Raw genomic sequence first — 12,593 nt, forward strand, 5'->3', positions numbered from 1 at the left:
AAAAGGGGAACCCATGTCGCGTTCCCATCCGATGCATGGCACTATCACTAGTGATTCGCAGACTGGAAACCTCGCCCGCCCATGGACGATAGCAACGATCTTTTCGGCAATTTCGACAAGCAGCCCGCCCGCCCGGTCTCCCGCCCGGCGGATCCGCTGGTGCAGGCAGCAGCGGTGGCAAAGCGCCCGGCGCCGGCCAAGGACGGCAGCGAAGGCTATAGCGCCGCCGACATCGAGGTTCTCGAAGGTCTCGAGCCGGTTCGCCGCCGTCCGGGCATGTATATCGGCGGCACCGACGAAAAGGCGCTGCACCATCTGTTCGCCGAAGTCATCGACAACTCGATGGACGAGGCGGTTGCCGGCCATGCCACCTTCATCGAGGTCGAACTTGATGCACAAGGCTTCCTGACCGTCACCGACAACGGCCGCGGCATCCCTGTTGATCCGCACCCAAAGTTCAAGAACAAGTCGGCGCTCGAAGTCATCATGACGACGCTGCATGCCGGCGGCAAATTCGATTCCAAGGTATACGAGACCTCCGGAGGCCTGCACGGCGTCGGCGTGTCGGTGGTCAACGCCCTGTCCGACGTGCTCGAAGTCGAGGTCGCACGCGGCCGCCAACTCTACCGCCAGCGCTTTTCACGCGGCATCGCGCAAGGCGGCCTCGAAAGCCTTGGCGACGTGCACAACCGGCGCGGCACCAAGGTTCGTTTCCACCCCGATCCCGAAATCTTCGGCAAGGATGCGCATTTCGAGCCGGCCCGCATCTGCAAGATGGCGCGCTCGAAGGCTTACCTGTTCGGCGGCGTCGAGATCCGCTGGAGCTGCGATCCGGCACTGCTCAAGGAAAAAGACGAGACGCCGGCCAAGGCCGTCTTCCACTTCCCTGGCGGTCTCGGCGACTATCTCAAGGCCTCGCTCGGCGACGAGATGCAGGTGACCCGCGAAATCTTCTCGGGCAAGAGCGACAAGCAAGGCGGCCACGGCTCGATGGAATGGGCCGTCACCTGGTATGGTGGCGACGGATTCATCAACTCTTACTGCAACACCATCCCGACCGGCGACGGCGGCACCCATGAAATGGGCTTCCGCAACGTCCTGACGCGCGGCCTGCGCGCCTATGCCGACCTCGTCGGCAACAAGCGCGCGTCCATCGTCACCAGCGAAGACGTGATGATCTCGGCGGCCGGCATGCTGTCGGTGTTCATCCGCGAACCGGAATTCGTCGGCCAGACCAAGGACAAGCTGGCGACCGTCGAGGCCATGCGCATCGTCGAGACGGCGATCCGCGATCCGTTCGACCACTGGCTCGCCGACAATCCGCAGGAAGCCTCCAAGCTCCTCGACTGGGTGATCGCTCGCGCCGACGAGCGCGTACGTCGCAGGCAGGAAAAGGAAGTCTCGCGCAAGAGTGCGGTGCGCAAGCTGCGCCTGCCTGGCAAGCTGGCCGATTGCACGCAGAATGCGGCAGCAGGCGCCGAACTGTTCATCGTCGAGGGTGACTCGGCCGGTGGCTCGGCCAAGCAGGCGCGTGACCGCTCGATGCAGGCGATCCTGCCGCTGCGCGGCAAGATCCTGAACGTCGCCAGCGCCGGTCACGAGAAGCTGACATCGAACCAGCTTATCGGTGACCTGATCCAGGCACTGGGTTGCGGCACGCGCTTGAAATACCGTGAAGAAGACCTGCGCTACGACCGCGTCATCATCATGACCGACGCCGACGTCGACGGGGCCCACATCGCTTCGCTGCTGATCACCTTTTTCTACCAGGAAATGCCGGAACTGATCCGCGGTGGCCACCTCTACATGGCCGTGCCGCCGCTCTACAGCATCAGGCAGGGCGGCAAGGTCGCCTACGCCCGCGACGACGCCCACAAGGACGAACTCATGCGCACCGAGTTCACCGGGCGCGGCAAGATCGAGATCGGCCGTTTCAAGGGCCTCGGCGAGATGATGGCCAGCCAGCTCAAGGAAACGACGATGGACCCCAGGAAGCGCACGCTTCTACGGGTCGATGTGATCGACGACGTCGACGAGACCAAGAATGCAGTCGACGCACTGATGGGCACCAAGCCCGAGTTGCGTTTCCGCTTCATCCAGGAGCGTGCGGAGTTCGCGACTACCGAAGCGCTGGACATCTGACCCCGGCTGCTGGCCGTTCAGGCCGCGGCTATCGCCAGTGCATGGCCGCGCGCGTTCTCGCGCAGCGCTTCGAGATGGATGGACTTGACCAGGCTGGCCAGTTCGCCCCCGGCGGTCTGGCCGCCCAATTCCTTCAGCATCAGCCAGCTGACTTCCTGGGCGCCGGCGACTCGCCGACCGTTGGCCACCTCGCGCCAGATCTTCAGCGCCCGCAGGATGATCGCATGCGTCGCATCGGTCAGCCCGGCCGAACGGAATAGAGCAGTCAACGCAACATCCTGGCCGGATGAGAGCAAGGTCCTCACCCGCTGCTCGTCGCGACCTGTGAGCACAACCAGCGCCGCTCCGAAGAAATCGACCTTGCCATGGGCAAGCACGCGGATGATGAAGCTTGCGGTCAGGTCGCCGCGCAGCCTGAGGTGCTCGACCAGCGCTGCGTGTTCGCCGGATTGGGTGCCTTCGATCAGCGTCAGCGAAGCCTTGACGCAGGCCTCACGCGTCACCCGCTCGGCACGCGCAGCGCCCATCAACGCCAGGACCAGAGGGGAGGTTTTGAGCGCCTCGCCAAGCTTGACCAAAAGTAGGTGCCGGCAATCCGATGGCAGCCGCGGATCAGCGATCAACGCCTCGCGGACGCGCCCGTCATGACCAAAGCGCTCGGCCATGCGCCGGAAGCTCAGCGAGGCGATATTGGCGCCATAGTTCTGGATCAGGACGACGCAGGCATCCGCCTCGCCCACTTCGGCGATGGCAGCCGCAAGCGACATCGATACGACCGGTCGGTCGGCAATGAGCTTCTGGATGGTAACGGGCCCCGCGGCAACCCGGTCGATGAGATCGGCATCGGTGAGCAGCGGCGATCGCGCCAGCACGAGTGCGGCAACGTCAGGCTGGTCGGCGGCAAGGGCTACGATCACCTGAAGAGGCGCGTGCATGCTCATCGACAGCGCCTCGGCCAGAGCCTGCCGGACTTTGGGCGACGGATCGTCGAGCAGCAGCGTCAAAGCGGCCTCGGCAGCACAGCGATCCTCGAAAGGCAATTCGCGACCGACATAGGCAGCCGCAAGCGCCGAAGCTGCAGCAGCACGTTCGGCCACCTTTGCGGTGTCGATCCATTTCAGGAAATGCGAAACCACCATCCGCTTTCGTAGCCCCCGGCAGCCTGTGCCAAACTCAGGAATCGACCTTAGGAACAAAAGGTTTACGAAGCGTTCACCATATCGATTAACCCGCTTGCGGGGTGGCAATGCAGCGCCTATCAAAAACCGGGAACAGGAGGAAACGCGATGGCCGGGCTGCATCTTGAGGAATTCGTGGTCGGCCAGGTGATCAGGCATCAACTCACCAAGACGGTCACCGAGAGCGACAACATGCTGTTCTCGACGATGACGCTGAACGCCCAGCCGCTGCACATCGATTTCGACTTCGCGGCCAAGAGCGAATGGGGCAAGCCGCTCGTCAATTCGCTGTTCACACTCGGCCTGATGATCGGCATTTCTGTTCACGACACGACGCTCGGCACTACCATCGGAAATCTCGGCATGACCGAGACGATCTTCCCTCACCCGGTCTTCCACGGCGACACGATCCGGGTCGAAACCGAAATCATGTCGGTGCGTGGATCGAAATCGAAGGCCGACCGCGGCATCGTCGAATTCGAGCATCGGGCCTACAATCAACACGGTGTTCTCGTCGCCAAATGCCGGCGGCAGGCGATGATGATGAAGAAGGCGTCCTGAAGCTATGCGTTCGCTGCTGTTCGTTCCCGGCGATTCGGAAAGGAAGCTCGAACGCGGATTTTCCTCCGGTACGGACGTGGTGATCATCGACCTCGAAGATTCGGTGGCACCGGAGAAAAAGGCACACGCGCGAGCGGTTGCGGCCGAATTCATAGCAGCCCGGCGCGACGACGCGACGATGGCCATCTATGTGCGGGTCAATGACCTCACCACCGGCATGACCGACGACGATCTGCGCGCGATCATCCCCGTTGGGCCGCACGGCATCATGCTGCCAAAATCCAGTTCGGGCATGGACGTGCAGCACCTGTCGGCCAAGCTCCGCGTGCATGAAGCCGAAAACGGCCTGCCGGACGGTTCGACGCGGATCATCCCGATCATCTCGGAGACCGCAGCGAGCGTATTGTCCGCCGGCACCTATTCCGGCGCGAGCGCCCGCCTCGCCGGCATGACCTGGGGCGCGGAGGATCTTTCAGCGGCCATCGGCGCACGCACGACGCGCGACCCCGCCGGCCGCTACACCGACGTCTTCAGGCTGGCGCGGTCGCTGACGGTGCTTGGCGCGACGGCTGCCGGCACAGCGGCCATCGACACAGTCTTCATCAATTTCCGCGACATCGAGGTCCTACGCAACGAATGCATCGAAGCCGAGCGGGATGGGTTCACCGCCAAGATGGCGATTCATCCCGATCAGGTCGCGATCATCAACGACGCCTTCACCCCAACGGTCGAGGCCATAGCTCATGCCTCCACCGTGGTTGCAGCATTCGAAGCCGCAGGAAATCCCGGCGTCGTCGGCATTGATGGAAAGATGTATGACCGCCCGCACCTCAGGCTGGCGCAGCGGCTGCTCGAACGGGCCAGAGCAGCCGGCCCGCGCGTCTAATCCTCCCAGCGCGGCCGACGCATGGGAAAGACCGCATCGACGGTCGAATTCCATGTAGCCAAGGCGTGCGACATTGCCGGCCTTGACCGCATCGAACAGGCCTTCCTTGAGGAAAGCCTCGTCGATATGGACGCCGACCACTTCGCCAATGACGACGATTGCGCCGGTCTCGTTTCCATCAAGGCCCTTCGGCCGGAAAATCTCGGTGACCTTGCACTCGAGCGCAGCCGGCGCCTCAGCCACGCGCGGCGGCGCCACCAGCTGAGACGGCGCGGGCGTCAAACCGGCATAGTCGAACTCACTCGTGCCACGCGGGGCATTGACCGACGTGCGGTTCATCTTCTCGGCAAGATCGCGCCCGACAATGTTGGCGACGAACTCGCGGGTATCGCCGGCGAAAGCGGCGCTGTCCTTCTGGCCCTCGGAAGAGAACCAGACCAGCGGCGGTTTCCCCGACAGCGCATTGAAGAAGGAATAGGGCGCAAGATTGAGAGCCCCTTCCTTGCCGACAGTCGAAATCCAGCCGATCGGCCGCGGCGACACCAACGCCTTGAACGGATCATGCGGCAGGCCGTGGCCCTTCGACGGTTCGTAGAACATCGTGTCAGCCCGCCCAGGGACCGGAATAGTCGGCGTAGAGCTTGGCGACATCGGGGCGCGGGCGTTCCTGGCCGGTTCCTTCGTAGGAGCCGATGTGAACGAAGCCGACGACCCGCTCATGCGGCGCCAAGCCTAGAAGCGCACGGCCTTCCTCGCAATCCGAATACCAGTTGGTGATCAGGTTGGTGCCGTAGCCAAGCGCATTCGCAGCGGTAATCAGGTTCATCGCCGCCATGCCGCCCGACAGGAGCATCTCCCACTGCGGAATCTTCGGATGGTCCTTGGGGCTGGAAACCACGCCGATGACCAGCGGCGCACGCGAAAACCGGCTTAATTCCTGATTGCGGCGGCCCTCCGCCAAAGGCCCTTCGCGGCGCTCGGCGAGTTCGGCCAGCTTATTGCCGACTTCGATCCTTGCCTCGCCGCGATAGAGAATGAAGCGCCAGGGCTCGAGGCGGCCATGGTCGGGAACGCGTGTCGCCGCACGCAGCATCGTCTCGATCTCGGCGTCGGAAGGGGCAGGTGCGCGAAGTTCCGGGATGGGAGCGGAATTGCGGGTCAGCAAAAGGTCGATGATCGGCGATGTCAAAGCGCAGTCACTCCTGATTTTCGGGCTGAAGCGCCGTCCGAACGGAGGCAGCTTTGGCAGCGGCGGACCATCGGACGATTCCATGGCGCCGGAATAGCCTTGAAATTGCCACCGCCTTGGGCTTCAAACAAGGGATGTCTAGGGGACACGTCCGATTTTTAGCGCCGATTCTGGGTGCCGCACTGCTTACGGTGCAGCCGCTGGCTGGCTTCGCGCAGGACGGCGCGAACGCAGTTGAAGGACTGAGCCTGCCCGGCATCTCAGGATTTGCGACGCCGCGAAGCGACGAGCCACTGGCGACCGGCCCACTAGGCGAGATCACGCTGACCGCCCAACTCACAGCCAAGGGCAAGGACATCAGCCGCGGGCTGGTCTGGCGGGTATTCCGTCCCGAGGCCGGGCCAGACGGCAAGCTGCCGCTCGTGGCCTCCGCGCAAGGCGGCACCAGCATGTTCCAGTTGCCGCCCGGCAGCTATCTCGTGCATGCCTCCTACGGCCGCGCGGGTGCTACCAAGCGCATCACGGTCGGCAAGCAGGGTAAGCGTGAGAATCTGGTGCTTGATGCCGGCGGCCTCAAGCTCGATGCCGTGCTGTCGGGCGGTGTGCGCATCCCCCCGGCAAAGCTCAAATTCTCGATCTATGAAGCCGACCCCGGCAGCGACGGCGAGCGCGCACTGATCATTCCCGACGTTGCGCCAAATGCTGTCGTGCGGTTGAATTCCGGCACCTACCACGTGGTCTCAACCTATGGCAACGTCAACGCCGTCATCCGCTCCGACATCCGCGTCGAGGCAGGCAAGCTGACCGAGGCGGCCGTCGAGCACCGCGCCGCCGACATCACCTTCAAGCTGGTGCGCGAGGCCGGCGGCGAAGCGATCGCCGACACATCCTGGTCGGTCCTGACCGAATCGGGCGATCCGTTGCGCGAGGCAGTCGGTGCCTTCGCCTCAATGGTCCTGTCGGAAGGCGACTACACCATCATCGCCAAGAACCGCGACCGTATCTATCAGCGCGATTTCACCGTCGTTGCCGGCCACAACCAGGACGTCGATGTCGTCGCCTCCGAAGATGCGGCGATCGACCCGACCGAAGGCGCGGACTGAGCCACAGCTCCTCGCGATTTGAGCCGCGCCTGACACTGGCCCAGCCTTGGCTTGAGAACTCCGCAGCCGCCGCCCCACCCCTTGCAGCATGACGCTGCAAACAAAAAGGGCGGCATCACTGCCGCCCTTTTTGTTTGTTTCAGGCCGCCGCTGTGGCGCGCCGGCGATCCGGCGTCATCGCCTCGTCAACCAGCGAGGCAATCGCCTCGTCGAGGCTCATCGACTGCTGGTCGCGCGAGCCGAGACGGCGGACGTTGACGCTCGCCTCCTCCGCCTCGCGCTTGCCGCAGACGAGGATCACGGGGACCTTGGCCAGCGAGTGCTCGCGGACCTTGTAGTTGATCTTCTCGTTGCGCAGATCGGCTTCGGCCGAGAGGCCGGCCGCCTTGAGCTTGGCCACCACCTCGCGGGCATAGTCGTCGGCATCGGAGGTGATCGTCGCCACCACCACCTGCTGCGGCGCAAACCACAGCGGGAAATGGCCCGAGTAGTTCTCGATCAGGATGCCGAGGAAACGCTCCATCGAGCCGCAGATGGCGCGATGGATCATGACCGGCTGCTTCTTCTCCGAATCCGAGCCGATGTAGAAGGCGCCGAAACGCTCCGGCAGGTTGAAGTCGACCTGGGTCGTACCGCACTGCCATTCGCGGCCGATCGCATCCTTCAGCACATATTCGAACTTGGGACCGTAGAAGGCGCCCTCGCCCGGATTGATCGACGTCTTGATGCGATTGCCCGAGCGTGTCCGGATCGTCTCGAGCACGCTCGACATGATCTCTTCAGCGTGGTCCCAGGCCTCGTCGGAGCCCACGCGCTTGTCGGGCCGCGTCGACAGCTTCACCGAAATCTCCTCGAAGCCGAAGTCGGCATAGGTCGACAAGATCAGGTCGTTGATGCGCAGGCACTCGGCGGCAAGCTGCTCTTCGGTGCAGAAGATGTGCGCGTCGTCCTGGGTGAAGCCGCGGACGCGCATCAGCCCGTGCAGAGCGCCCGAAGGTTCGTAGCGATGCACATTGCCGAATTCGGCGAGCTTCACCGGCAGGTCGCGATACGACTTCAAGCCATGCTTGAAGATCTGCACGTGGCCGGGGCAGTTCATCGGCTTCAGCGCAAAGACGCGGTCGTCGTCGGTATCATCGCCGGCAACCGTCACCTTGAACATGGCGTCGCGATACCAGCCCCAGTGGCCGGAAGTCTCCCACAGGCTCTTGTCGAGCACCTGCGGGGCGTTGACCTCCTGGTAGCCCTGCGTGTCCAGCCGGCGGCGCATGTAGCTGACGAGGTTCTGGAACATCTTCCAGCCCTTGGCATGCCAGAAGACGACGCCCGGCCCTTCTTCCTGGAAGTGGAACAGGTCCATCTCGCGGCCGAGCTTGCGATGGTCGCGCTTCTCGGCCTCTTCCAGCATGTGCAAATACTGGTCGAGCTGCGCCTGGTCCGCCCAGGCGGTGCCGTAGATGCGCGTCAGCATCGGATTATTGGCATCGCCGCGCCAATAGGCGCCGGCCACCTTCATCAGCTTGAAGGCGCTGCCGATCTGGCCGGTCGAAGCCATGTGCGGACCGCGGCAAAGATCGAACCACTCGCCCTGCGCATAGATGTTCAGGTCCTGATCCTCGGGGATCGCATCGATCAGCTCGATCTTGTAGGCCTCACCCTTGTCGCGGAACACCTGCTTGGCCTTGTCGCGCGACCAGACCTCCTTGGTGAACGGCTTGTTGCGGCCGATGATCTCCCGCATCTTCTTTTCGATCGCCGGGAAATCCTCGGGCGTGAAGGGCTCGTTGCGGGCGAAGTCGTAGTAGAAGCCGTTCTCGATCACCGGTCCGATGGTAACCTGAGTGCCCGGCCACAATTCCTGCACCGCCTCGGCCAGCACGTGGGCGGCGTCGTGGCGAATGAGTTCGAGCGCGCGCTGGTCGTCGCGGGTGACGATCTCGACCTTGCCGGACTTGCCCAGCGGGTCGGACAGATCGCGCAGCACGCCATCCATCACATAGGCCACAGCCTTCTTGGCCAGCGACTTGGAGATCGATTCGGCAAGCCCAGCACCGGTCATTGCCGCGTCGTATTCGCGGACGGAGCCATCAGGAAATGTCAGGGAAACGGAATTCAGCAAAACTCTTCTCCTATCCAGTCCCGCAAACGAGCGCGGGTGGTTGAAAACCCGGATGCGTCCGGTAACGAGCGGTCTTTTAGGGTGAGATTTCAGCGTCGTAAAGACTTTGCAAGAGATGCAACGACGGCGCCGCCGGCTAACCCCTCAGTTGCCCTTCAGCTTCATCGAAGGCAATTCGGCCAGGAAGGCGTCGCGAACATGCCGGCCAAGCGTGATCGAGCTCTTGCCGTCGTTGACGTGGAGGTTCGCGAACACGATCTTGCGACCATCCTTTTCCGCCCAGCCGACGAACCATCCCAGAGGCCGATTGCGGTTGGGCTGGCCGTCCTTCGCCGGAAGCCAGCCGGTGCCTGTCTTGCCGTTGACACGCCAGCCGCCGGCCTCGAACGGCGGCAACACTGCTTCCGTCAGCTCGAATGCCCTAGTCGAGAGCGGCAACGACCGGTTGACGATGCGGCGCAGCAACGCCACCTGCTCTTCCGGGGAGATCTTGAGCGAGGAGCTTAGCCAGGAGCGCGTCAGACCGTCCTTCTTGCCGGCATTGCCCGAGATGTCCTCGTTGCCGTAGCCGAAACCGGCGATATAGCCGGCAAAACGCTCGTTGCCGAGTTTACGGGCGATCTCCTGCGAGTACCAGACGACCGAATCCCTTTCCCATATGGTGGGATCGACAGGCTTGTGGTCACGCTTCACCGCATTGAATTCGGGCTTGTAGTCCCAGCGCGGCGTGTGTTCGTCGATGAGTATGCCGGAATCGAAGCCCATCAACGCCAAGGGAACCTTGAAGGTGGAGGCGGGGCTGACGCGCTTGTCGCAGACACCTTCACGAAACAGCGTCGCGCCACTCGCGGCGTCAGCTATCAGCGTGCATTCCAAGGCAGGTTTCAGCGCTGCCGTTTGCGCAGAAGCCGGGAAAGCATACGCAAACACTGCGACTGCAAGTAAGGACAAGACTCGGACTTCAGGGGTTACCGACATGACATCCTCTGGGCGGTTGGCCGCCGAGGACTAGCGAGGCTAGCTGGCTTGAATATGACTGAATTTGGACAGCTTTTGTTTACCCTAAGCAAAGGGTAAATCTGGTGTCTTAATACATCATACATCGGGCCACGCGTTGCCTGTCATGCCTGTTTAGGCTTGCTGCCGATGCGCCAGTAGCGCCAGGGGGTGAACCAGCGATAGCGCGGCGCCAGTTCCTCCGGCACCCGGTCGATGCCATGCGTGCCCCACGGCCCGCAGCGCAGCACGCGGAACAGCCCCATCCAGCCGCCGGCCCACAGGCCGTGCCGGGCGATCGCCTCGTGGGCGTACTCCGAGCAGGTTGGCATGTGGCGGCATGAATTGCCGATGAAACCAGAAAGCGTCAGTTGATAGAGGCGCACCAATGACGTGCCCAGCAAACGTCCGGGCGTCTTGGGCCATGGTCCGGGCCAGTTGCGGCCGCGGACCAAAGGCTTGCCGTGGGTATGGTCGTGGCCGTGGCTCATCGCCTTCGCCGCTCAGGATTGATCATCCGCCATAGATGTCAATTCCGACATGCAGACGCAATGCCCAGTCCATGTGACCACGCGACTGCGGCGGCGTGTCACGCGAGCCAGCTACGTTTCCCCGGATGGTTTGGCCACCGGCGCTGTGGCGGCTCAAGTTGCCGCCGATCGGTCCAGCGGCCTGTCCCGGAAGTGGAGTGATCAGTTTGGAACATCGCGATGCGGAACATGTCCGCGTATGCGTCGATGAGCGTCGGCATGGTCCTGCCTCCTTGCTGGCATGATTAGACCGCCCCTAGCCGTTCGCTTCAAACGAGTATAACGTCCGGTTCAGATAACCTGAGATTATGCGAATGAAGCGCGGGCGACTGCCGCTGACGGCATTGCGAAGCTTCGAGGCTGCCGGGCGGCACCTGAGCTTCAGCCGGGCTGCCGAGGAGCTTTTTGTCACACAAGCCGCCATCAGCCGGCAGATCCGCGAATTGGAGGGCTTTCTTCGCCAGCAGCTGTTCGAGCGCCACCATAGGCGCGTGGAACTTACGGAGGCCGGCCAGAAGCTGCTCAGGCAGGTGGTGAAGAGTTTTGACGACATCGATCAGTGCTTGGCCGAACTCGTGGCACGCCCGACGCAGTCGGTCGTCACCGTCAGCGTCGAACCTTCGCTCGCAGCCAGTTGGCTCGTGCCGCGGCTCAACCAATTCCGCGAGTTGCGGCCAGATATCGATGTGTCGCTCGACGTCGAGCCCCGCCTGATCGACTTCCGCAGCGGGCAGGCCGAGCTCGCGCTGCGCTTCAGCGCACAGGCGACCTCATGGCCACGCAGCGAGGCGGAACTGCTCGCCCCTGTCATCGACTCGCCAGTTCTGTCGCCGGCGTTGCTCGGCTCGGGCCCCGAGCTCGACCATCCGGCCGAGCTCGGGTGCTACACGCTCCTGCACGAAGAAAACCGCAGTGGCTGGGCGCGCTGGTTCGCGGCGGCGGGCGTTGCCGAAGAGCTTGTACCGGGCCGCGGCCCCCTGCTCGCGGACGCATCGCTGTCCAAGCAGGCGGCGCTGCTCGGTCACGGCGTCGCGCTTGGCGACTTGCTGCTGGTACGTGACGAACTGGCCTCCGGCGCGCTGGTCAAGCCGTTCGAGACCAACGTCGTCTGCGGCGCCTACTGGCTGGTAGCGAGGAACTTGCGGAAACTGTCCGAACCGACCCTAGCATTTGCCGACTGGATTCGGATCGAATTTGCCGAAGCCCGGCGCTATCTCCAGAATTTCTAGACGGTTTCTGCCTTTTGGCGCTCGATCTGCCCTATCGCGTCGACCACGGCGTCGAAGGTCAGCATGGTCGAGGTGTGGCGCGCCTTGTAGTCGCGCACTGGCTCGAGATATTTCAGGTCTTCGAAACGCCCCTCGGGCGGCTTGCCGTTGTCCTTGAGCATGTGCAGCATGCTCTCGCGGACCGCGCGAAGTTCATCCGCAGAGGCACCCACCACATGCTCGGCCATGATCGCCGACGACGCCTGTCCGAGCGCGCAAGCCTTGACCACATGGGCGAAGTCCGTGACGATCCCGTCCTTCATCTTGAGATCGATGGTGACGGTGGAGCCGCACAGCTTGGAATGCGCAGTGGCTGACGCATCCGGATTTTCGAGTCGCCCGAGGCGGCCGATATTGCCGGCAAAGCCCAGGATTTTCGAGTTGTAGATGTCGTCGATCAAATTGTTTCACTCTCAACGCGTGGAGCGAACATCTCTTGTCGCTGGCGCACTTTCAATCGTCGTCTCCACTCATATATAATGGTGGTATTCGCTTCCCGACAAGCCAGCCAATGTGGCATGGAGCGAAGAGCAAGTTAAGCAGCTTTGGGTACGGCGACATTTTCCGATTTTCCCTGAAGTGGCTGTGATCCGTTCAACTCGTCCCTGCGTCGACAGGGAC

Annotated in this window: 12 protein-coding genes and 1 pseudogene; 5 read left to right on the forward strand and 8 right to left on the reverse strand. The window is 62.9% G+C overall.

All coding sequences use genetic code 11. The annotated features are described in order from the left end of the window. Positions 1 to 81 precede the first annotated feature (81 nt). Entirely contained in the window at positions 82 to 2,142 is a 2,061-nt protein-coding gene (parE, locus tag ABSY17_RS14540) for a DNA topoisomerase IV subunit B (protein ID WP_378951947.1), read from the forward strand. Between the two features lie 17 nt (positions 2,143 to 2,159). Here parE and ABSY17_RS14545 read toward each other — a convergent pair whose 3' ends face one another. Next, a complete protein-coding gene (locus ABSY17_RS14545; protein WP_378951950.1) occupies positions 2,160 to 3,281 on the reverse strand; it encodes a DUF2336 domain-containing protein in 1,122 nt (373 codons plus the stop codon). A 147-nt stretch (positions 3,282 to 3,428) separates the two neighbouring features. Here ABSY17_RS14545 and ABSY17_RS14550 point away from each other — a divergent pair, with 147 nt between their 5' ends. Both ABSY17_RS14550 and ABSY17_RS14555 read left to right on the forward strand, forming a co-directional pair. Beyond that, a complete protein-coding gene (locus tag ABSY17_RS14550) occupies positions 3,429 to 3,881 on the forward strand; it encodes a MaoC family dehydratase (protein WP_378951953.1) in 453 nt (150 codons plus the stop codon). A gap of 4 nt (positions 3,882 to 3,885) precedes the next feature. Next, on the forward strand, positions 3,886 to 4,767 hold the full coding sequence (locus tag ABSY17_RS14555; RefSeq protein WP_378951956.1) for an HpcH/HpaI aldolase/citrate lyase family protein: 882 nt from the start codon (positions 3,886 to 3,888) through the stop codon (positions 4,765 to 4,767). Here the strand turns inward: ABSY17_RS14555 and ABSY17_RS14560 are convergent. Then, positions 4,764 to 5,367, reverse strand: a pseudogene (locus ABSY17_RS14560) (flavin reductase family protein). The gene ABSY17_RS14555 and the pseudogene ABSY17_RS14560 sit on opposite strands and share 4 nt — an antisense overlap. A gap of 4 nt (positions 5,368 to 5,371) precedes the next feature. Further along, the gene (locus ABSY17_RS14565) at positions 5,372 to 5,956 is read right to left on the reverse strand and encodes a nitroreductase (RefSeq protein WP_378951959.1); all 585 of its coding nucleotides are present in this window, start codon (positions 5,954 to 5,956) and stop codon (positions 5,372 to 5,374) included. A gap of 134 nt (positions 5,957 to 6,090) precedes the next feature. On the opposite strand from ABSY17_RS14565, the gene ABSY17_RS14570 reads away from it, so the two are divergent. Beyond that, on the forward strand, positions 6,091 to 7,059 hold the full coding sequence (locus tag ABSY17_RS14570) for a hypothetical protein (RefSeq protein WP_378951962.1): 969 nt from the start codon (positions 6,091 to 6,093) through the stop codon (positions 7,057 to 7,059). Positions 7,060 to 7,198: 139 nt separating this feature from the next. Here the strand turns inward: ABSY17_RS14570 and thrS are convergent, their stop codons facing one another. The 4 genes from thrS to ABSY17_RS14590 form a co-directional block, all read right to left on the reverse strand. Next, entirely contained in the window at positions 7,199 to 9,178 is a 1,980-nt protein-coding gene (gene thrS / locus ABSY17_RS14575; protein WP_378951965.1) for a threonine--tRNA ligase, read from the reverse strand. 144 nt (positions 9,179 to 9,322) lie between these two features. Next, positions 9,323 to 10,156, reverse strand: a complete 834-nt coding sequence (gene blaOXA / locus ABSY17_RS14580; protein WP_378951968.1) for a class D beta-lactamase — start codon at positions 10,154 to 10,156, stop codon at positions 9,323 to 9,325. 143 nt (positions 10,157 to 10,299) lie between these two features. Further along, entirely contained in the window at positions 10,300 to 10,665 is a 366-nt protein-coding gene (gene yidD / locus ABSY17_RS14585) for a membrane protein insertion efficiency factor YidD (RefSeq protein ID WP_378951971.1), read from the reverse strand. 98 nt (positions 10,666 to 10,763) lie between these two features. Then, the gene (locus ABSY17_RS14590) at positions 10,764 to 10,925 is read right to left on the reverse strand and encodes a hypothetical protein (protein WP_378951974.1); all 162 of its coding nucleotides are present in this window, start codon (positions 10,923 to 10,925) and stop codon (positions 10,764 to 10,766) included. Positions 10,926 to 11,018: 93 nt separating this feature from the next. Here ABSY17_RS14590 and ABSY17_RS14595 point away from each other — a divergent pair, with 93 nt between their 5' ends. Further along, a complete protein-coding gene (locus tag ABSY17_RS14595; protein WP_378951977.1) occupies positions 11,019 to 11,933 on the forward strand; it encodes a LysR substrate-binding domain-containing protein in 915 nt (304 codons plus the stop codon). Here ABSY17_RS14595 and ABSY17_RS14600 read toward each other — a convergent pair. Beyond that, complete coding sequence (locus tag ABSY17_RS14600; RefSeq protein ID WP_378951980.1) at positions 11,930 to 12,373, reverse strand: iron-sulfur cluster assembly scaffold protein; 444 nt, start codon at positions 12,371 to 12,373, stop codon at positions 11,930 to 11,932. The two genes, ABSY17_RS14595 and ABSY17_RS14600, sit on opposite strands and share 4 nt — an antisense overlap. Positions 12,374 to 12,593 lie beyond the last annotated feature (220 nt).

The organism is Mesorhizobium sp. ANAO-SY3R2, assembly GCF_042466635.1.
Taxonomy (GTDB): domain Bacteria; phylum Pseudomonadota; class Alphaproteobacteria; order Rhizobiales; family Rhizobiaceae; genus Aminobacter.